11 protein-coding genes are annotated in these 21,814 nt (G+C 65.7%); all 11 read right to left on the bottom strand.

Annotated elements, in window-relative coordinates:
- Positions 1-53: 53 nt before the first annotated feature.
- Positions 54-716 (bottom strand): hypothetical protein, encoded by a 663-nt coding sequence (locus tag C6Y14_RS08435; RefSeq protein ID WP_107015922.1) that lies wholly within the window; start codon positions 714-716, stop codon positions 54-56.
- The gene (locus tag C6Y14_RS08430; RefSeq protein WP_107015921.1) at positions 704-1,369 is read right to left on the bottom strand and encodes a hypothetical protein; all 666 of its coding nucleotides are present in this window, start codon (positions 1,367-1,369) and stop codon (positions 704-706) included. Before C6Y14_RS08430 ends, C6Y14_RS08435 begins: the two co-directional genes overlap by 13 nt.
- 77 nt (positions 1,370-1,446) lie before the next feature.
- Positions 1,447-2,484: a hypothetical protein gene (locus C6Y14_RS08425; RefSeq protein ID WP_404828734.1), complete on the bottom strand. Its 1,038-nt coding sequence runs from the start codon at positions 2,482-2,484 to the stop codon at positions 1,447-1,449.
- Positions 2,475-3,131 (bottom strand): hypothetical protein, encoded by a 657-nt coding sequence (locus C6Y14_RS08420; protein ID WP_107015919.1) that lies wholly within the window; start codon positions 3,129-3,131, stop codon positions 2,475-2,477. The genes C6Y14_RS08425 and C6Y14_RS08420 overlap by 10 nt, the downstream gene beginning before the upstream one ends.
- 185 nt (positions 3,132-3,316) lie before the next feature.
- The gene (locus tag C6Y14_RS08415; RefSeq protein WP_225890970.1) at positions 3,317-3,949 is read right to left on the bottom strand and encodes a hypothetical protein; all 633 of its coding nucleotides are present in this window, start codon (positions 3,947-3,949) and stop codon (positions 3,317-3,319) included.
- A gap of 680 nt (positions 3,950-4,629) precedes the next feature.
- Positions 4,630-5,007 carry a hypothetical protein gene (locus C6Y14_RS43990; RefSeq protein WP_159074196.1) on the bottom strand — a complete coding sequence of 126 codons (378 nt, stop codon included), beginning with the start codon at positions 5,005-5,007 and terminating at the stop codon, positions 4,630-4,632.
- A gap of 1,111 nt (positions 5,008-6,118) precedes the next feature.
- Entirely contained in the window at positions 6,119-12,544 is a 6,426-nt protein-coding gene (locus tag C6Y14_RS08405) for an RHS repeat-associated core domain-containing protein (protein WP_107015917.1), read from the bottom strand.
- A 175-nt stretch (positions 12,545-12,719) separates the two neighbouring features.
- Positions 12,720-16,361 carry a LamG domain-containing protein gene (locus C6Y14_RS08400; protein WP_107015916.1) on the bottom strand — a complete coding sequence of 1,214 codons (3,642 nt, stop codon included), beginning with the start codon at positions 16,359-16,361 and terminating at the stop codon, positions 12,720-12,722.
- Positions 16,362-16,744: 383 nt separating this feature from the next.
- Complete coding sequence (locus C6Y14_RS08395) at positions 16,745-18,052, bottom strand: acyltransferase family protein (protein WP_107015915.1); 1,308 nt, start codon at positions 18,050-18,052, stop codon at positions 16,745-16,747.
- Positions 18,053-18,165: 113 nt separating this feature from the next.
- The gene (locus C6Y14_RS08390; protein ID WP_107015914.1) at positions 18,166-20,439 is read right to left on the bottom strand and encodes a glycosyltransferase; all 2,274 of its coding nucleotides are present in this window, start codon (positions 20,437-20,439) and stop codon (positions 18,166-18,168) included.
- Positions 20,439-21,554 (bottom strand): hypothetical protein, encoded by a 1,116-nt coding sequence (locus C6Y14_RS08385; RefSeq protein WP_159074195.1) that lies wholly within the window; start codon positions 21,552-21,554, stop codon positions 20,439-20,441. The genes C6Y14_RS08390 and C6Y14_RS08385 overlap by 1 nt, the downstream gene beginning before the upstream one ends.
- Positions 21,555-21,814: the final 260 nt, after the last annotated feature.

The raw sequence follows: 21,814 nt of genomic DNA, 5'->3' as shown, positions 1-21,814 counted from the left end.
TGATGCAAGCCACGATCACGTCAGCGACAGAGACTCGTCCCTCTCGTCCGGCCTTATCCGGCACACGTGTCGTCGCCCCGCTTCGAGGTCAGAACAGCGGTCTGCCACACACCCTTCTCGCTCTTCTCCAGGCGCGTGGTGTACAGCACGTACGGGCTTTCGTCCGAAGGCGTGCGGTCGACCTTGCCGGTCTTGCGGTTCTTGTTGAAGCCCTTGCTCTCGTCCGCGCAGTAGACGACCGCCGCCGAGGCGCTGCCGCGCAGGGTGACTTTCGGGTCGAAGTAACGAGTGGTACCGGTGAACGACAAATTGGCGTCCTGGTACTCCTGAACCCACTCCACCGCACCGGTCAACGCCTTGCCCCGGTAGTAGAACGGAAGCCCCGGAGCACTTGCGTCGCCCCTGACGATGGCGTCGTTCGTGGCGTCGATGCGACCAGCGGTGTCCGTCAGGACGGCGTCTTTCACGTCGTCGCCGGTCTTCCAGTCCTCGTACTCGTCGACGATGTCCGACGGCAGCTCGACGGTCGGCCGGTCGCCCGCCGGGGAGGCGGAGGCGCCTGGAGCCTTCGACGCCTCCGTACCGGGGTCAGCACCCGCGCTCTCGCCCTGGCCGCCGGCCTTGTCCTCGGAGTCGCTGTCGCCACCACAGGCGGACAGCGTCAAGGCCGCGGCAACGGTCAGCGTGATCGCTGTGATTCGCCCTACGGCTGACATTGCGCCGCCCCCCTCGTAGAAATGATCTGCGACGTCTGCCACGTTCCAGCGCTGTTCTTGTCCAGCCGGGTGTTGTAGTGGACGTAACTGTTCTTCGTGGCAGGCGTCTTGTCTGCTTTTCCGGTCTTCTTGTCCTTACTGAACCCCTTGCTCTCGTCCGCACAGAAGCTCAGCAAAGCCGTAGTCCCGCTCTTCAGCGTCACGCGTCGGTCGTAATAGCGCGCTTCACCGGTGAGCGAGGCGTCGGCATCCTTGAACTGCTTGACCCAGCTCAGAGCGGCTTCCCTCGCTTTACCGGTGTTGTAGTAAGCAAGAGCCACCCCATCGGGATCCGTCCCGGTGATCGCGGCGTCCACGGCGCGCATCCGCTCAGCGTTGTCGGCAAGAACGGCGTCCTTGACCGCATCCCCGGTCTTCTTCGTCTCGAAGATCAGCTTCAGGTCCGACGGAAGCGTGACTCTGGGGCGGCTGCCGGGGTCTGCGGCGCCGGCGGTCGGCGAGGCCGACTTCGCTTCGCCGGTGTCGGCACCCGCGCTCTTGCCCTGGCCACCGGCCTTGTCCTCGGAGTCGCTGTCGCCACCGCAGGCGGACAGCGTCAAGGCCGCAGCGGCGGTCAGCGTAAGCGCTGCGAGCAGGGTGGGACGGCGGTTCACTAACGGCTCCTGGTGAAGGGGATGTCATAACAGAGCGGCCTGTACGACGTCGGTGACGCCGTGCAGGCCGTTCCGGGTCAACGGTTGATCGACTGGATCTCCTGGACGATCACGTCCTGATCGGCACCGAACTCGCCGTTCGGGAGGTCCTGTTCACCGGCCACGCCCGTGCCGGTCCAGTGGATCCGCCACGTAATCGTGGCTTGGAGCTGGTACGAGCCGTCGCCCGACGAGCGCAGGTACTTCACGCCGCACGGCGGAGTCTCGTCCGCCTTGCCCTTGGCGTAGGCCTCGCCGATCTGTTTGCCGTTCAGTTCGCACACACCCGAAGCGGGATACGTCGTCGCATCCGCCGTACCCGGCTCGATCTTCAGCGAGAGCGGTTCGGCCGTGGTCGTCGCCTGAACGTTCAGCAGCGGAACGGACGCCGTCACGGAGACCGGCTTGAACTCCGCCGCGTCCAGCCACGCCCACGTCGGCAGGTTCACCTTCGTGGTGCCCTCAGGAGCCAGCTCAACCTTGGTCGAGGGCACGCGGATCTCGGCGTAGGCCAGTTGGGCCAACATCTCAGGAGTGATCGCCTGCGGGATGTCCGCGGGCGGGGCGGCGCCGTTGTCCACCCAGAAGATGTCCTTCGTGCAGTCAAGCGCCCCGGGGTCGCCTTCCCTGCCCTCGGTGACGTAGGAATCCCAGAAGTAGCCGTCTCCGGTCTTCTCCTTGTTGAAGTCCGTGTACGGCTCACCGCCCTCGAACTTCTTGCGCCGCTCCGCGTCCCACTCGTATCCCGTCGATCCCGCCTCCCAGATCGGCTTCATGTACTTCTCAAGCTGTTCCGGGGTGTACCTCGGGGCGTAATAGCAAGCGGGCGGTGTCCAGTTCGACGCCGAGGAGGTGACCGGGCCGGCCGACTTTCCTGAGCCATTCTTCGAACGGTCGAAGACAACGGCTCCGGCAGTGGAAGAGACCCTGTTGCCATCGACGTCCGCAGACGTCTTCGTGTCCGTTTCGCGAGTTCCATCAGGCGTTATCTTGGCCGAGGCGTTCGGGGCCGCCAGAGAGACCAGCAGCACAGTGAACGCGAGACCGCTGAGCACTTTGCGCTTCATCACAGGCACTTCTTCGCTCCCGCGGTCGACACGATGCGCGTGGTCTGCCACACGCCTTCGCTGTTCTTCTCCAGCCGGGTGTTGTAGAGAATGAAATCGTCGTTGGACGGCGTGGTGACCTTCGCCTTGTCGGTCTTGAGGTCCTTCGCATAGCCCTTGCTCTCATCGGCGCAGAAGAGCACCGACGCAGCCTTGCTGCCGTCGAGCGTCACGGTCCGGTCGAAGTACCGAACCTTGCCGGTGATGCCCAAGCCGGCATCCTCGAACTTTCCGACCCAGCTCACAGCGGCTTCGAACGCCCGACCGCTGTTGTAGAAGCCGAGGGCCTCGTTCTTCGGATCGGTTCCCGCGATCGCGGCGTTGACGGAGCGCATCCGCTCGGCGCTGTCAGCCAGTACCGCATCCTTGACGGCGTCTCCAGTCTTGCCGCCTTCGAAAGTCATCGTCAGATCCGACGGCAGCTCGATCTTGGGGCGCCCCACGGCAGCCGAAGCGGACGCGGTCGGCGAGGCCGACTTTTCGTCGCCGGTGTCAGCACCCGCGATCTTGTCGTTGGACTTGTCCTTGGAGTCGCTGTCGCCACCGCAGGCGGACAGCGTCAAGGCCGCAGCGGCGGTCAGCGTGATCGCTGCGAGCAGAGTGGGACGGCGGTTCACAGATGTCTCCCGTGAGGCGAAGGCGGCTTGAGGGCAGCCACGCTACCGAGGGGTCGGGAGACGACACCAGTGCGAACTTCGGCAAAGCGAAGCTCGTGGCAAAACTGCAACGACCGGGTTGCACGCGGTTGATCGACTGGATCTCCCGCCGCACGCTCATGCCCTGGTCGGCTCCGTATTCGCGCTCAGGGCCGGCACTTCGCGCTCCCCCGCTGGGAAGCAAGCTTTTCGACCACCCAGGCGCCCTCTTCGCCCCTGCTCATCTGGGCGCTGTACAGCACGTAGCTGTTCTTGGTCACAGCCGTCTTGTTGATCTTTTTCGGCTTGAGGTACATGTCGTACCCCTTGCTCTGGTCCTCGCAATACACGAGCGAGGCACTGTCGGCGTCACTCACGTCGACGACCTCACCGTAGTAGCGGTACGCGCCGGTGGTGCGGGCCTTGGCCTTCACGTACGCCTCGATGTACTGCTGCGTCTGGGCGGCAGCCTCGCCCTCGTAGAAGTAGAGGTACGCCTCGTCCAGCGGGTCCTGGTGGGCGATGGCCAGGTCCACCGCCTTGATGGACTGCTCCCTGTCGGCCAGGACCGCGTCCTTCTCCTTGTCCCCGGTCTTCTTCCACTCGAAGGTGTACGTCAGATCCGACGGCAGCTCGATCTTCGGGCGATCGGCGGCGGCCGAGGCAGTCGGCGAAGCCGACTTCTCCGTGGCCGCGTCGGCGCCCGCGACCCCAGCCCTGTCTTCGCCCTTGGAACTGTCGCCACCGCAGGCGGACAGCGTCAAGGCCGCAGCGGCGGTCAGCGTAATCGCTGCGAGCAAAGTGGGACGGCGGTTCACAGATGTCTCACAGCGCAGAGAAGGATCTTCAGCGCCACAACGCTACCGAGGGGCGGAGGCGACATCAGAGTCAATGTGGCTACCGGCAGCCTCGTGGGCAAACCGGGACAGGTGTGGGACCGACAGTTCCCTGGGTCATGAGAAAAGTGTTGCACTGCAAAAGCAGGAGGGGACGAGGGGGTCACATATGCCATTTTCTGCTCGCCGGCCAGTGCACCTAATTTATCCTGCACCGCAAGGGGAATCGTGGCCGGCCAGCGAGCCCCGCAATATCCACTGAGAAAAGCTCTGCTACTTCGGCCAGGAAATGTTCACGCTCGGTCCACTCGCGCAAACCTAGACGTCCACCCAGTTCGACGTCGGCTTCGCGATATCACAGGCCACCGCCTGGCCTTACGCGCCGAGACCATTGATGTCATGACTTCGGTCCTGCATAAAGATCTGGTAGCGGCTGGAAAAGGCGACCATGCCACATCCGAGGCGCTCCGGGTACTCACCGGACATGTCCGCGCCGACCAACCACGCCACTCACAGCCGAACTGCTGCCCGTACTGCCACAAGTGCGAACAGCCTGAGCACTACCAGATGTTTAACCGCACTCAGTCTGACTACGAGCCCCGGAGGACACGCCTCCACTCGTATCGAATCCTGGCACATCATAATCAATCAGGAATAGATTCCATAATGTCACTCGATGCAGCTCCATACTCGATCACCGCGTGGAAGGAATAGGAGTCATCACAGAAGCCAAATTCTATTTCCCTTGGCATATTCTTCCGAAACCATGCCGCAAAAGCAGCAACCCCACCCAATTCGCCATCGATATAAAGACACTCACCTTCCCTGTCGAGCCAGGATTCCACTTCAGTTCCCTCGACTTCACATGTCCAGTAAAGCCCACGTCCACCACTTTCATTTTCCACTGGCGCAGCTTCCTGGATTTCAACATCTGGCCAATCTATCAAAACTAGTTCCGCCAGCCGTGACGGCTCTACACGCCAGCCCGCACTTTCTTCGTTAGCAAACACGAGATAAGTCAAAGCCCCATCACCTCTTGCGTTTTGTAAATAGGCATCTGTTGCGTTTCACGCCGTCGGAAAGTAGTACGGCTTCTGTGGCCATCAGTATTTGTGACGATATTCGACGGCCAGGGTTGCCCAGCACCGCACAATGGTCGAGCAGGTATGGACAGTAACTAAGCCTAAGCCAAGATGCCCTTGAGATGAGTGACAGTCCGGTTCCGGCGAGGCATCCGTCGATGAGGTGAGGGCGCCGCTGGACAGTCACCCTCGCCGCAGCAAGGCCCAGATGCCCTCGACCGGGTTGAGGCCAGGTACCTGAGAAGACAGCAGGTAGAAGTGAACCAGTCCTGTCGGGCGATGAACTGCCGCAATCCGTAGCCTGTGGACGTTGCATTGGCCCGGACGAGGACAACGGGGCTACTGAGCTGTTGATGCGAGGTGATGAGCAGGTCGCGGCAACCGGTCCAGGCACAGTCCTTGTGGACGTGGCAACGGCTGTCCTCGTCGGCCGGTAGATCAGCTGGGCACATTCCTCGGGTTCGCGGCGGGTCAGGGCTGCCATGGAGACACAGCGAAACGAACGGTCGTGGGCCCAGATGAGATGGTTGGTCTGCCTGTGTTAGACCCAGGTGCGGGCAATCGACGACGTCATCGAGAATCCGCTCGTGACCACCGGCGCGGGCCAGGGCCGACACCAGGAGTCCCTGCACCCCGACCACTACGGCCAAGCGCTGCGCATTTGCCGGACAGGCTTCCTTCCCTCAGTCGTAGATCGCCTCATCACTGGTCCGACAACTCTCCACCCCAGGGTCTGGTTAGGAAAGCCGTGCCGGATCAGCAGCTTGCGCACCCCTACGGGAACTGACTCTGTCACCCGACATACCGCGTACCACGAGGATCGAGCTCTGTCAACAGCTACAACACCCCTCAAGCGCAGCTACTGACTTATGGTCGTCACGGCCGGCGCCAGGCCGCCGAAGCTTACCGGAGACAAGATCAAATCTCCGCTACCGCAGCAACCTGGCAACAAGCAGTGCCAGCTGGTCAAAGAATTACAGTCACCGCGACAGCAGGAGCCCAACAACCGCAAATCTAGGCCATCTCCACGCAACAGCGTCCGCAGAGTAGTTTACGGAACTACACTGACCGAGCCGGGAACCTTATACTTCTTCATCATTCCCTCGAAATATGGCACGGCAGCCTTAGTATTCGTGACGATACGCAAGCCATCATAGCGGTTTGCATCATCCCCAATAACGGCCGCATATCGCTTCATTTCATCGGCAATGCTATTGTCGATAAATCCCTGCACCCTAGCATTTTTGATGCCCGGTAGAACAAATGGACTTGATTTGCCCGATACATATTTCGCATCGACGAGCTTTGTTCCAGCGACGCCATCAGCCCAAATCTTTACGCCTCCACCAGAGACGCGAACCTCAAGCATTCCGGCCACCGCCATCTGATAATCACGTGCCGCACCCTTGCCTACGGCAACCCGAAGCGCACCCCCCTTGAGAAGGCCGGGGCCGGCGTCGACTGTGCCCGCGAGCGGCACTTCGCACACAATGGGACCGGGATCACAGCCGTCTGCACTCTGCAACTCACGCAGCGCCTCATCCCAGTCGCCTTTGAGCATGGAAACAAGGGGACCGTTTGGGACCAATTTTTCGAAGAAATTACCGACACGCTTATCGGTATCACCAGGACCAACATTACCGATGCAATGTCCGTAAGCGCACGCCAGAACTTCGCCGTTACCATTCTGCATGGTCTGCCCACGACTATCAGTGGGCGCCGTACCGTCGTAGTGCAACCCTTGCGCCGCATAGAGACTATTAGCAGATTTTTTCGGCTTTCCCGGAACTACACCAGGCGTAGTGTTCTCATAATTGACCCCCGGTCGGGTCGGGCAGTCGACATCAGCACACAGGCCTGTGGGGTCGGAGCTTGTAACTGGGGCATTACTTGCGTAAGAATACCCATTGAGAGACTGCGCCACATCTGCAACTAGCAGTGGATCCACGCTGATGAATTGGCCGATACTGGAGTCGTATTCACGCGCCCCAACATGCGTCAGCCCCGTCGACTCGTCCGCCGGCTTGCCCAGGAACGCCTTGTCGTCCGGCCACGTGGTCGCCTTCGTGCCGCGCGTGGCGCCGAACGGCGTGCTGTAGCGCTTGGTCACCGCGTACGTGGTCGCGTCCAGGGCGATGCTCGACGTGCCGTGGTGGTCAGCGGCTAGGAAGCTCAGTTTCGTGCCCGAGACACCCGAAGTCCCCTTACGGACCGCGATCGTCTGGCCGTTGGCCGTGTAGTACCTCGTGCCGGAGACGGTCTTCGTCGTCCCCTTGGTCGTGAGCCGGACTTCCGTGGCGCCCAGGTAGAGGACCGTGTCGCCGTCCCCCTTGGCCCTGCGGATCAGGAGTTCACCGCTCGCGTCGTAGAGGTAGTTCGTCTCCTTCGCGCTCTCGGTGAGCTTGGTCAGGTCGCCCTCGGTGTTCCAGGCCAGCGTCTGCTGGGCCGTCGCACCCGGACGGGAGGTGGTGTTGCCGGCGCTGTCGTAGGCGTACGTGGCGGCCTGGGCGCCCGTCGTCTTGTCCAGCGTGTGCGGCTTGGCGTCCGTGGTGGCGTCGTAGGTGTACGTGGTGGTCTTGTCGCCCGCGGACGCGTGCTGCGTCTCCGTCTTGCGCTGACCGCCCTCGGTGTACGTGTACGACGTCCAGTACGGAGCCGCTCCGTCGATGTTGGCCGTGGTGCGACCGGACGTCGCACAGTCGGCCGTCTTCGGGGTCCAGGCTTCCGTCATGCGGCGGTGGCCGTCATAGGCAAAGCACTGGTTGTCCGTCTTCGCGGTGCCGCCCTGGGTGGTGGCGTCGGAGATCGACGTGAGGTTGCCCGCGTCGTCCTGGGCGAACTTCAGCTCCTGCGGCATGTAGCCGTGCACGTCGTCCGTGACGTAGGAGCGAGTGAGGCGGCGAGTGCCGTCCTCGTAGTCCCAGTTGAGGTAGGCCTTCTTCGCCGAGCTCGTACCGTCCGTTCCCAGGGTGAGCTGACGCAGGTCGCCCTGCGGGGAGAACGCGGCTCCCTGCAGGTAACCAGTGGTGCCCTTCGAGGTGAGCTGGCCGCCCGTCGCGTTATAGGTGTACGAGACCGTCTCGGCTGCCAGGCCGCCGACCGCGGGAGCGCTGGACTGGCTGACCGTTCCGTCCAGGTTGTACCCGGTGCTGAACGACATCGTCTTCGGCACGGAGCCGTCAGCGACCAGCGGTTCCGTGTCGGGCAGCAGCAGCTGACTCGCGGTCGCCCGGTACAGCGTGTCGTACGTCGTGACCTTCTGCGTGTACGCCTTTCCGGTCGCCCCACCGTCGTAACGGACCGCGGTGTCCTGCTGCCCCTTCTTGAGCGTGTCGAAGGTCCAGGCCGCGAGCTTGTTGGCATCCGTCTTCGAGGCCTGCCACATGCCCGTCTTACGGCCGAGTTCGTCGTACTCGTAGAGCAGCTTCTTGGCCGCGTCGTCGTTCGGAGTGCTGCTGACGACCTGGTCCAGGTCGTTGTACTCCGTGGTGCTCTTGCCCTTGTCCGGGTCCGTCGCGGTGGCCTGGCGGCCGAACAGGTCGTAGGTGTAGGTCCACTTGGATTTGTCAGGGCCGGTGATCGTCGCCTGCTGGCCGGCGGGCGTGTAGGTGTAGCCGGTCGTCGTGTAGTCCGTGCCGGTCGGCGTCGGGCTGGGGTACTCCCGGCGCTCCGTCGTCTGACCGAGAGTGTTGGTGACCACCGTGGTGGCTTGGCCACCGGTCGGAGCCGTGGTCGAGACCATGTCACCCGTGTAGGTGGCGTTGGTTGTCCAGCGGGTGACCCCGCGAACCTTCGTCACCGTCTTGGACGCGCGACCGGCACCGTCGTACGTCGTGTCCGTCTGGATCGGGGCCTGGGCACCGTCCGTCTGCACCAGGTCGCCGGCGGGGGCCGACTTGTCGTCCCAGATGTCCGACTGCTGGCTCACCGCCAGGCCGCGGTCGTCGTAGAGCGTCAACGATACGAGCCGGCCACCGTTCGGGCTCGGCGTCTGTGTCTGCCGCGAGCGCAGCAGGGAGTCGTAGAACTCGTAGCCGGTGTTGTAGCCGGAGCCGTCTGCCTTGAGTGTCCCGGTGGAGACCCAGGACGTGGCGGTGTTGGTGACCTTGTAGTCGTAGACGTAGTTCGGGGTCTTGCCCAGGGACTTGGAGCGGTTGGGCAGCCATACCTTGACCACCCGGCCGAGGCTGTCGTACTCGGACTCGGTGATGTTGTTGTTGGGGTCGGTGGTCTTCAGCACCGTGCCTGTGGCGAAATCCAGTGCCGAGATCGTCCTGTGCGTCTTGATGTTGGTGAGCGTCGTCGACGTCAGCGGGCCGACTGCCACCGGGTCATAGACGGTGGTGGCCGTTATCGCGCCGTTGGCGTCCTTCACGACGAGCGGGCGGCCGAGCGTGTCGTAGGTCGTCGTGGCGACCTTCTGCCAGGTCGCGGCGTCGTCACCGCCGTAGGACTTGGCCCGGCCGGTCCAGGTCGCCTCACCCGTGGTCGGCTTCTGCGAGGCCGACCAGGCGGTGGCCGTCGTGTCGTCGTAGACCGTGGCGGTGTCGGAGACGACGTCACCGGATCGGGTGGAGTCGGCCGGGAGGTCCAGTGCCGAGTCCGCCGTCGCGCAGGTCTTGGCCACCGTGCGGGTCCGCGACGTCAGGGCGTTGATGCCCTCGACGTCGTTGCGGGCGTACCAGGTACGGGTGCACTTCTCGTCGCCCGCGACGGCGTCGTCGCCCTGGTCCTCGACGATCTCGGCCATGCCGTAGTCGTCATAGGTGGTTTTCACCGAGCGCACGCGGTCGTACGGCGTCACCTTGCTGGTGACATTGGTACGGGCGTGTGTAGCACCGGTGCGCACGAAGTACGCCTCGGTGTCGGCGTACGACTTGTGCTGGGTCGCCGTACGTTTCGACCAGGGGTCGTTGACGGTGCCGGTCACCTCGGTGTCGCCGTTGTAGGTGACCGTCTCCCGCGTGAAGCCCGCGTACTGGTCGGAGTCGGTGACCTCGGCGGCCTTGATCCCGGAGACCTTCACGGTCTCGCGTGCGTCCGGGTCCGCAGTCTTGCCGTCGGAGCCCAGGACTCGGTCACCGCTCATACCGCGCAGGTAGACGGAGACGGTCTTGCTCTGGGTTCGGCCGGACACACCGGTGAGGTGGGTGACCTTGCCGTAACCGCGCCAGATGGACCAGGTGCGCTCCTTGGCGGGCGTCATCGGGTCTTCGTTGTAGTGCCAGGCACCGCCCTCGGAGGAGTACTGGTACGTGTGCTGCACCGCCTCCGAGCCGCCGTAGGGGTCCGTGGTCGACACCGAGGTGACCGGGTACTTCTGGAACCAGTCGAGGATGGGGGTCTTCTCGCCGTTGGGTGACCAGTACACGGGGTAGCAGCGCTTGGTGTTCTGGTCGAGCTTCGGCTTGGTGCCGCCGACCGAGCACTCGGAGGGCGCGTAGTTGACGATCGTCTGCGCGCCCGCCTCGGAAGTGACCGTCTTCATGCGGGGCTTGTCGAGCGGCAGGATGTCGTCGGCCGCGCCGTCCACCCGGTTGGGCAGCATCGTGTGGTCGAACTTGACCGGGGCTAGAGCCAGATCGGTGCCGCGCTTACCGGTGTGCTTGATCTCGTCCAGCCAGAGTGACTGGTCGGTCGAGTCGCCCGTGTCGCCCGGATCGAGATAGAGGTGCTTCAGCGCGTACTCGTCCACCGGCTTGAACTTGTCCGTGGTAGTGGCGGTCGCATCCCATGCGTACGTAGTGGCGGTGGTCAGTCGCTTGCGCGTGAAGAAGGTCGGGCCGACATTGCCGGTGCACTTGTCGCCGTCCTTGCAGACCGCGTCGACCGGTACGTCCGGCCAGTTGTCCCGGGTGTCCTTGGTCAGTGAGTCGCAGCCGGTGCCGGAGGCCAGACAGCGCTCGGCATAGCTGAAGACAACCTTGTCGGAGGCCGCCGGCGAGCCGGAGAACAGATCCTTGGCCCGCTGCCCGTACCGGATCTCCTTCAGGTAGCCGCCACGCACATAGTCGGTACCTGTGTTGTCGTCGCCGAGCTTGTCGTAGTTGTTGTGCTCCGCGGTGTACCAGTACGACATGGCGTTGCCGTGGGTGTCCTCGACGTAGTCGAGGTTCCAGCGCCAGGCCTGCGTCTTGGCGCGTCCGGAGAAGGAGGTGCCGTCGGAATAGCCGGGCTCGCCGTCGTCGTCGCCGAAGACCGGCACAGTCCACACCGACTGGGTGCGGTCGTCCGTGCCCGCGCCGTCGAGCTTGTTCAGACCGAAGACGTACTTGGTGCCGTCGCCGGTGACGACCGTCCAGTGCTCACCGTCGTCGTCGCCGTTCTCCGCGCCCGTGGAGCGAGTGACGGTGGAGGCGTCGTCGTTCTTCAGCCGCCACTTGCCGCTGGTGTCGTCCTTGACCAGTTCGCTGGCCTTGCCATTGAGCACGAGCGAGGCGTTGTCGTACTTCCAGCACAGGTCGTACTTCTCGTCCTGGCCGTCGTCGTCGCAGGAACCGTACTTGCGCTCGATGAACGACGAGGTCAGGTCGAAACCCTCACCGACCTGGCTGCCCTGGTTGTTCGTGTTCGCCGTACGTCCGTCCACGGCGCCCGAGTCGTACGAGAACGCCAGGGACGGCTGCGGCCCGGCCGCGGCAGGCGGCACCCTCAGTGGGTACGACCAGGTGAAGGAGCCGGACGAGCCGCCTGCCTCCCAGGTCGAGGAGGCCGCCAGGGGTGTCGCCTTGTAGTCGCCTGCGCCGGACTTCGTGCCGGCCGCCAGCGCCAGCATCACCGGCGCGCCGCTTGAGGAGAGACTCAAGGGTGCCGAAAGCTGTTTCTGCGCACGGTTGTTGGTGAAGTCGAGGGTGTCGGTCCTACGGCACTTCGCCGCGGTCGGATCGTCCAGGGCGCAGTCAGGCAGTCGGCTCAGTCCGAGACGCCCCGCCCAGTCACCGCCGTACGCGGAGGCGAAGGCCGAGTAGTCGATGCCGAGCCGGGCCTTGCCTCCGCCCTTCGCACCGGTGACCTTGAGGACCACGCCCTTCACGCCGAGTTTCGCTGCCGTCTCCCGGTCCAGGACCTGAACGGTGACAGCCTCGGCGGCTTTGCCCTTGCCGGGTGCTGCGACCGTGAGAGGAAGTGAGCCCGGCGTGGCTTTGGCCGTCCCCTTGTCCGGAACGGTCAGCGACGCCTTCCCCGCCTTCGGCCAGTTGACCTTCCGCTGCTGGTTCTGACGTGCACGTGCGGCGGCGGTCCGGTCGGCTTCCGCGGCCTTCGCCATGGTCGCGGCGGCCTTCTTGTTGACCCTCGCGGTGAGCGGGGTGACCTTCGTGGCCTTCGGCTCCTTGAGCGTGGGCCGGCCCAGCGGATCGACGTCCGCGGCGAACGCGACGGGCGTCAGCAGACCCGGCAGCATGGCGAAGCCGATCGCCGCTGCCAGACGTCTCCCTCTTGTTCCCGTCCATGTCGTACCTGATCGAAGCCGCTTCATGGCATCGCACTCCCCTGTGAGGCCGCCCTCTTGGGGCAGCACTGACCGCGGCAGCTCGTGCCGTGGTGATAGTCAGAGAGAAGGGGCCGGGCGGCGCGTGGGACGCCGACGGATCTCATGTCCGACGGGCTGCGCACATTTCCGCCGCCCGGACCCTCTGATCGTCCTGCTGGGGCTAGTCGTCGCCTGGATCGCCCAGTGCCGTCGAGCGGACCTGGTCCGCGTTCATCGCCCCTGCCCAGATCCGGACCTCGTCGAGCGAACCGGGCAGGTAGTACCCGGTGGTTCCGGCTGCACGGCCGCGTCCCACGGCGATCTCGCCAGCACCCTGTTGAAGGACGGTGAAGGCGGATCCGCCCTCCTGCGCCTGTTCGGCCTCGCTCACGTACAGATGGGTGTTGCCGTAACCGGCGCCGGCCTCCTCGGTGGCGTCATAGACACCGGTCACCTGGACCCAGGTGTCCAGTTCCGCCGATGTCTCCGACGGAACCGACGCGCTGGCGACGACCTTGCCCGTCGAGTCGGTCGCCGTGCGGCCGAAGCGCCACAGGTAGCCCTCCGCGGAGATCTTCTCCACCCACAGCGCCCATGACGACTCCTTGCCGTCGGGTGTGGCCTGGCCGAAGACCTGGGCCCGTCTGCCGACCGGCAGCGCCGCCAGTTTCGTACCGTCCAGTTTGACGTCGGCGGTCACCGTGAAGGATCCCGTTTCATCGATCGCGGGGCCTGTGGTGGACATGTAGCCCGAACCGCCGTCGAGGTGCAGTTCGTTCTCGTCCGGGTCGGCCACCGCGCCGGTGGTGGAGATGTCCATGGAACCGAGTGCGTAGGAGGTGTACTCCTCGACCTTGCCGTCCGCGGCCGTTGCACTGTCCCAGTAGGCGACCAGTTCGGTCGCGGCCACGCCGTCGGTCTCCAGCCGGGCGTCCTGACGGATCTCGTCAGCAGTCAGAACCCGCTGCCACGCGTTGAGTTCATCCACGCGGCCGAGGAAGTTCTCGCCGTAGACAGCACCGACCTTGGAGCGGCCGATCTGCAGACCCTCGGTCGAGACCCACGGCGTGTACGTGGTGGACGTGCCGTAGAGCTTGACCGGTTGACCCTGCGGACGGCCGTTGACGAACAGCTGGATGGTGTCGTTCGTCTTGTCGGTGTCGCCCTTACTGTCGAAGACACCCGCCAGATGGGTCCACACCTCCATCTTCGGATTCTCGGTGTCCGCGAGAGAGCGGATGTAGACCGCTCCGGTTTTCACATCCGAGGCCGTTCGGTTGAAGACCCACTTCTTGTACGACGACGAGTAGTACAGCGTGAAGGCCGAGCCGTTCGTACCTGGCGCCGACGCCACCACCCGGTTCGCCGAATCGTCGGTGAGCAGTACCCACGAGGAGAGGGTGAACGAGTCGCCGGTGTTCAGTACGGGGCTCGATGTGGCCGCGTACCCGGTCTGCTTGGCGCTGTCCGTGGCGTCGTCGTTCAGACGGAGGGAGTAGTCGGCCGCACCGCGTCGACCCAGGACCGACCAGCCCGCGGCGGTTCCGTCCGACTGCGGACGCAGAGTGGCGTCGTGGCGCGTACCCTCCGTCGCTGTGTCCTTGGCCGTGGTCACCGTGGACCCGGGTGTTCCGTCGTCGAAGTGCCAGGTCCCCACAGGGCCCGAGGCATTGGCGACCTTGAAGACGAATTCCGCCGGGTCGCCCCACCTCTCCCGTACGTCCTTGGCCTGAACCGTGAGCACTTGCGTACCCGACAGCGAGGGCACCGGCTTGACGGTCACCGTCGAACCCGACGTCGTCTTGGCACCCTTCTGCGTCAGCAGACGCCAGCGGTAGCCGGCGATGTCCTCGTCGGCGGCGTTTGGCTTCAACTCGAAGGACCCGACGACGCCAGGCCCACCCTTGCCCTCGCAGAGATTGGCGGTGCACTCGGTGTAAACAGCAGTGCTCGCGATCTGCGGTGCCTTCGGAGCCGTGGAGTCGATCTTGAAGTAGCACCAGGGGGAGTAGGACGACCACAGGTCTCCGGACTTGGTGCCGGAGTTCCAGTGCGACTGGGTGCGAGCCCTCATCCGGTACAGGCCGCCGTCGGCCCGGTTGTCCATCCGGACCTTCTCCAGGGTGTCGTCCGGATCCCAGCCCGGCTTTGGCCGGTAGTCGGACCAGACCTGGTGCCAAGCCGCGTCGTCACCGCGCTGAACGACGAACTCCGCCTGGAGTTCGCCCTTCTCCTCGGTCGTCTTGGGCTTCACCTGCGTCTGTACCCGGGCTTGGGCCATCGGGTCCAGCCGGGTGACGACCAGCGGGTCCGACTGCGACTTGTTGCAGTACGCAGTCGTCCCGTTTCCTGGGATGAGCCCCACCGAGGACGGAACTCCCGGCTTGGGTACGTAGATCACCTGGAGTTCGGCGTTGTCGTCGAACCGCTTCCAGGCCGCCGGGTCACTCTCGTCCTTGGCCTGCAGCATGAGCGTCAGCCGGGAGAACTTGCCCGCCGCGAGATTGCGGACGGAGGCCGTGAGGTTCTCGTCGGTCTCGTCAGGGTTGTCGTTGAACTCGATCCAGGAGTCCGGCTGGTCCGGGGAGCACAGGTCGCCGCGGCCGGCGGAGACGTATCGGTCGCCGATGTGGTCGAGGATCGACGGTCCAGGCCACCGCGAGCCGGATGAGATGTTGTTCGTGCGCTCCAGGTCGACCCACTTGGGCTCGCACGTGAACGACCACGTCTCCTTGGCCCGGAAGGTGGCGTCGATGACCTGCTTGCCGGACAGTTTCGTCCCGCCGAACTCGAAGAACATCCGGTTCGTGTGGTCCACGTCGCAGTAGTACGGGCCCAGGCGACTGCAGTTGCCGACACCGTAGTCCCCGTCGAACTGCCACCATCGATCGCCGTCGTCGGAAAGGACCGATCGCTCGGACACTCCGAGGCCGACGGAGGGATCGATACGGACCGGGTAGACGGTCTCCTTGCCGCGCAGCAGTTTCAGGTCGGGCTTCACGCTGACGGTGTCCTGCTCGACCCTCACCGGCATCTCGGCGCTGGTGTCGCCCGGCCTCGGTACAGCGGCGGCATCCCGCTGGCCCCCGGCATCCGGAGCCGGATTCGCCTTGCGTGACTCCGCCTTCGCGACGGTCTTGCCCGAGGAGTCCCACATCAGACCGGCGGGTCCGTCGAAGACGGTGTTGCCGTCCTCGTCCACGGCACGCAGTCCGCCATCGCGCCCTCGTAGGACCCGCAAGCCCTGCCCGGCCGTGGTCAGCTCGATCTGTTCCAGCTTCGTGTTCAGGGCCGCCTGAGCGGACTTGACGACGAGGACCTCCTGGTACCCCTCGGCCGTCGCCGTCAGCTCCAGGTCGACGTCCTTGAAGATCTCGGGGTAGGTGGCGGTCGCGCCCTTGAGTGTCGGCTCCGGCAGACGCCCGGGCCAACCGAATTGGAGCGAACCTCGCTCGTTGCCGATCTGAATCAGCTTCTGGCCGTCGCCTCCACCGGAGAAGGAGAGGTCGACCACCACCGCCTTCGGCCCGATGGTGCCGTCCGCCCTGCGTACGAGCGTCGGGTCGACGTCCGTCCAGGAACCGTCATCGGTCTCTGCCCTCTGGGGACTTGTGGACTGGGTGAGCGTGTAGGTGCCGTCGGGGTTCGCCTCGGTGGTCGTGTACGGCGTCCGCTCCGCGACGACCTCGACGGCTTCACCGGTTTCCGCCGCCCTCTGTGAGGCCGAGCGCGTTGCGTCAGCCTGGCCCTCGTCCGCACGAGCGGGTTCGACCGACACTCCGAGCGTTGACACAAGTGAAGCCACGACAGCGCTTGCCGTCATGGCACTCAGTACCCGAAGGGATCTCCCCCTCGGGCGAGCGCCAGGACGGCGCTCTCCCCGTATGCCAGTCAATTCCCCGCCCCTGAGTCACGAATCTTTCACAATGAGTGCACAGAGGGAAACACTTCTGATCGAGCACGGTCAATCAAAGAGATGGCAAAGGAGGATAGGCGCAGCGCCCCAACCTGCGGTTTTCATCAGTCGCTCAGATCGGAGCTATCGGACGGGAGGTCACACATCGACAGGACCCTCCGCACATCAGATATGCCCGGGTCAAGTCGCGGTTTCAGCCAAACGCACTCCGGGGCGACAAGGAATGGGCCGCCCGGATCAATCCAGGCGGCCCATCTCCTAGTCGAGTTTGCCTTAGCAAGCGTTCGCTCTCAAGCTCGGTGCGCCCTCGCCCCGGTCTTCAGCCTCGTCTTCGTCTTCGTCTTCGGACGCTTGCCCCCGCTGCCGTCCGGCCACAGGCGTGGCTTGCGCTTGGCTGCCACGTCTTCCATCCAGCCGAAGGAGACGATGCAGGCGCCGATGAGGATCCAGACCATCAGCAGGACGGGCCACGGGCTCTCCAGCAATCCCGCGTAGTGCTCCGACAGCACGTCGAAGCCCCACAGGTGGTCCCAGAGCGTCGCGGCGACGAGGATGCAGATGTTGTGCCACAGGTAGATGGTGACGGCACGGGAGTTGAGCAGGGTGATCAGTCTGTCCCAGCGTCGCAGCACGCGTGGCCACTCGGACCACGAGGGGCTGAAGTGCAGGAGCACCATCACCGTCGCGAACGACCAGAGGGACTGCGCGTACGGGATGTCGTCGAGGTCGTGGCCCTCCTTGAACCCGTGTGTCAGCGCGTACCACAAGCCGTAACCGGCCACGAACGGCACCAAGGAGGGGACGAGGTAGCGGGGAAGCCGCTGCAGGATGCCTTCCTGGTGCGCCATTCCGAGGATCCAGCAGGCGCCGAACGTGCTGAAGTCGGTGACGGCGGAGTCGATCCGCACGCTCGGGATGTGCAGCCAGCCGAACTCCAGGGCCGCGGCCACGGCGATGGGCGACACGATGGTCGGCCAGGGAACGGCGCGCAGGACCTTTAGGATGAAGGGCGACAGCAGCACGTACCAGAGATACGCGCGGATGTACCAGAGCGGGCCCGCGAGTTCCGCCGCCCAGTCGTCACCGATGATGCCGTGGACTCCGGAGAGACCCTCGGCGTACGGCGGATCGCTCAGCGGAAGGACCCAGTAGGTCAGGTGGAGCCACCACCAGATCGGGTGGCCCTCCGAGTTCGGTCCCCAGCCCTGGATCAGCATGCCCGTCACACCGATCGCGCCGAGGAGCCACAGCGGAGGCAGCAACCGGCGCATACGACTGCGGATCACCTGCACGGGCGGGCGTTTGAGGGATCGCGCCATCAGGTTGCCCGCGAGCGCGAACATCACGCCCATGGACGGGAACACGATGGGGAGCCAGGCCCAGCCCATGAGGTGGTAGAAGACCACGCGGAAGAGGGCGACCGCACGCAGCAGATCGAAGTAACGGTCCCGGACGGGCGCCCGTTTGGTGGCCTTCGCGTCGTCGGACGCGGGGGGCGGCGGAGTGTTCACGAACAGGGGCGCGTCGGGTGCCGTGGTCCGGTACCCGTGCGGGGGAGCGGGGTCGTCCGTGCCGGGCGCGGGGAACGGGGCGGTCATGTCCTGAACTTCCTGAGTCGTCGTCGCATGTCGCGGCAGCCCCCATGACGGGGTGTTCTCCGGCGGCGTCGCGCCCGTACCCGGACCCGGGCCCGTGGTCTGGCCATGCGTCGTCATCCGACAGGCCTCCGATCGCTACCGCTACCGCTACCGCTGCCGGTTCCGGTTCCGGTTCCGCTTCCGATGCCGGTTCCGGCGCCGGTGCCGCTTTCCGCGCGCTGGCGGGGCATCGGGGCGGGGGTGCCTGCCGCGCCGGGCGCCGAGCCGACCACGCCGGTGCGGCGCAGTTTCTGCCAGCGCAGGCGGCCGCCGGTGAGGGCGGTGATCCAGGACTGGAGCAGGACGACGTACATGAGCTGGCGGTAGAGGATCTGCTGCAGGGGCAGCGAGATCAGGTGCGTCATGCGTTCCTTGTCCAGCCGGAAGGCGTACGCGGCGCACACCGCCTGGATGGCGAGGACGCCCAGCCAGGCGCCGATCGTCTTCTCGGTGGGGCCGAACACGATCCCGTACAGCAGGAACACGTCGATCAGGGGGGCCAGGAGCGGGGCCAGGACCATGAAGAAGGAGATCAGGGGCAGGCCGACGCGGCCGAAGCGGCCCGAGGGGCCCCGTTCGACGAGTGCCTTGCGGTGCTTCCAGATCGCCTGCATGGTGCCGTACGACCAGCGGTAGCGCTGGGACCAGAGTTGCTGGACGGACTCGGGGGCCTCGGTCCACGCGCGGGCGTTCTCCGCGTAGACGACACGCCAGCCGTCGCGGTGCATGGCCATCGTGATGTCGGTGTCCTCGGCGAGGGTGTCCTCGCTCATGCCGCCGACGCGCTCCAGGGCCGAGCGCCGGAAGGCTCCGACGGCCCCGGGGATCGTCGGCATGCAGCGCAGCATGTCGTACATACGGCGGTCGAGGTTGAAGCCCATCACGTACTCGATGTGCTGCCAGGCGCCGATCAGCGAGTCACGGTTGCCGACCTTGGCGTTGCCCGCGACGGCGCCCACGCTCGGGTCGCCGAAGGGCTGCACCAGTTCGCGCACGGTGGCGGGCTCGAAGACGGTGTCGCCGTCCATCATCACGATGAGGTCGTGCTTGGCGTTGGCGATGCCCCGGTTGAGGGCGGCGGGCTTGCCCGCGTTGAGCTGGCGTACGACGCGGACGTTCGGCAGCCGCAGACCCTCCACGATGCGGGCGGTGCCGTCGCTCGAACCGTCGTCGATGACGACGACCTCGATGGGCTGCTCGCTGGCCATCAGCGAATGCACCGTGTTCTCGATGCACTTGGCCTCGTTGTACGCCGGCACCAGCACCGAGACCGGTTCGGTGACGGGCGGCCCCCAGCGGAAGTTCTTGCGGCGTACGCGCCGGGCGTGGGCCATGGACAGCGCCAGCATCAGGCCGAAGCGGGTGATGACCAGGGTGCCGACGATCGCGAGGCCGACGACGAGGACGTCGGTGCTCCTCTCGGAGGCCTGCACCGCCCAGGTCCAGGCCTTGCCCTTCCACAGGTCGAGCCCGGTGACCTGCGTGTGGGCGCTGGGGGCGCCGAGCGCTCCGGTCAGGTTGTCGAACTCGTACCCCTTCTCCTGCAGGTCCGGCAGGAAGCGGTCGAGTGCCTCGACGGTCTGGTGGCGGTCGCCGCCGGAGTCGTGCATGAGGACGATGGCGCCCTTGCCGCCCTTGGGGGTGGCGTTGCGGATGATCGTCTCGACGCCGGGCTTCTTCCAGTCCTCGCTGTCGGTGTTGTTGACGACGGTGAGGTAGCCGCGACTGCCTATGTACTCGGTCACCGGCCACGACTTGTCGTCCATGGCGTCGGCGAAGGAGGAGTACGGCGGCCGGAAGAGCGACGTACGGATGCCGGCCGCGCCCGCGAGGGCCAGCTGGTTCTGGGACAGCTCCCAGTCGATACGGCTCTTGGACTGGTAGGAGAGGTCGGGGTGGTTGAAGGTGTGCAGACCGATCTCGTGGCCCTCGTCGACCATGCGCTGGACGAGCGCCGGGTAGCGCGAGGCCATGGTGCCGGTGACGAAGAACACCGCGTGCGCGTCGTGCTTCTTGAGGACGTCGAGGACCTTGGGGGTCCACTCGGGGTCCGGGCCGTCGTCGAAGGTGAGGACGAGATGGTGCTTCGGCACGCTGAGGCTGGCGGTGCGGCCCCCGCGGGTGTCGATGACCGGACCCCCGTCGAGAATCTTCTCGGGTACGCGGTCGGTGGCGGCCTCGGGCTGGATGCGGTGGTCCGCGAGTATCTCGCTGTGTACGTACCCGCGCAGCATCAGCATCGCCATGAGGGCGATGAGGATGAGCGAGGGCAACAGGTAGCGCATGGGCAGGCGTCGGCGCCGGACGGCGCCCCCGCCTGCGCCGCGCTTGCTGGTGCGGCGTGCCATCAGAGGATGTTCTCCGGGGAGGACGGGGTGGGGGGGCTCGGCTCGATGGGAGTCGGCACCGCCGTGAGCGGGGCGTCGGCGACGTCGTTGGTGTCGCCTCCGGCAGGGGCCTCGGTGGTGGGGCCGTCCGTGACGTCGGTGTCGGTCGGTTCCGGCTCGGGGTCCGGTGACGCGGGGACTTCGTCGGTGGGGTCCGCCCCGGGGTCGGGCGAGTTGTTGCTGCCCGTGCCCGGCTTGGTGGTGCTGGCGGAGGGCTTGGGGTCGGCCGAGGTGTCGGGCGCCTGCGCGCTGGCCGAGGTGTCGGTCGAGAGGCTGGCGCCGGGTGACGGCGTCGTGCCTTCGGTGCCGGAGACGCTCGCCTCGGGCGAGGCGCTCGCGGAGCCGGACGGGCCGGCGGAGTCGGTGGGCAGCGGCGACGGCTCGACCTGGCCGGCCGGTGCGTCCTCCTGCTGGTCCTTGATGGGCAGCCAGGGGGCGTTCGAGTTGCCGGATATGAGGGTGATGAGGATGGCCACCGCGTAGACCGCGCAGGCCAGGCCCACCGCCATGCCTATCCGGCGGTATCTGCGGCTGCGGCGGCCGGTCTCGTCGACGAAGACCGGGCCGTCCGAGCCGTCCTGGGTGCTGGGGGCACCCTTGGCCTGCTGGACGAGCCAGTCCTCCAGTTGCCGTCCCACACCGTCGAGCTGGACCGTGACCTCGTGCGGGTCATGGGTGTGCTCGGGGTGCTCGGACTCCTGCCAGGTGTCGTGGCCGACGGCGGGAGCGGTGTCCTGGGCGGCGGCGGGGTCGGCCACCGCGCTCCCGGGGAAGCGGTCGGTGTGCCGGCTTCCCGGGAAACGGTCGGTGTGCCGGCTTCCCGGGAAACGGTCGGTGTCCTGGCTTCCTGGGAAGCGGTCGGTGTCCTGGCCGTCGTCTCTCTGCCGCGGCACGGCCGCGGCGGCCTCACGGCGGAACCAGCTGTCGGACGCGCCGGCCGCACCGGGCGAGCTGGGTATACCGGGCAGGCTGGGTGCACCGGGCGAGCTGGGTGTCCCCGGTCCGCCCATGACGTCGGTCACGCCCATGACGTCGGTCGCGCTCAGGATCTCGGTCGCGCCCATGACTTCGGTCACGCCTATCACCTCGGTCGCGCCCATGACCTCGGTCGCGTCCGCGCCGCCGGCATGGCCGGAAGCCTTACGGAAGGGCTGATCAGGACCATTTCCAAGCGCCCGGTCGGCCTCGTCCCCGGCCGAGCGGTGGTCACCGCCGGTACCAGGCTGATCGGAATCATTCCGACCTGGTTGAGCGTCTTCTGGCCAACTTTTCACGCGCACGTACATCCCCCCACGGGAATCGTTCTGGGGTGGCGCGTGCGACCCGGATACTCGCA

The organism is Streptomyces dioscori, from assembly GCF_003024195.1.
In the GTDB taxonomy this organism is placed as follows: domain Bacteria; phylum Actinomycetota; class Actinomycetes; order Streptomycetales; family Streptomycetaceae; genus Streptomyces; species Streptomyces dioscori.
The sequence above is the reverse complement of the archived record's forward strand: the minus strand, read 5'-3'. Positions and strand labels throughout refer to the sequence as shown.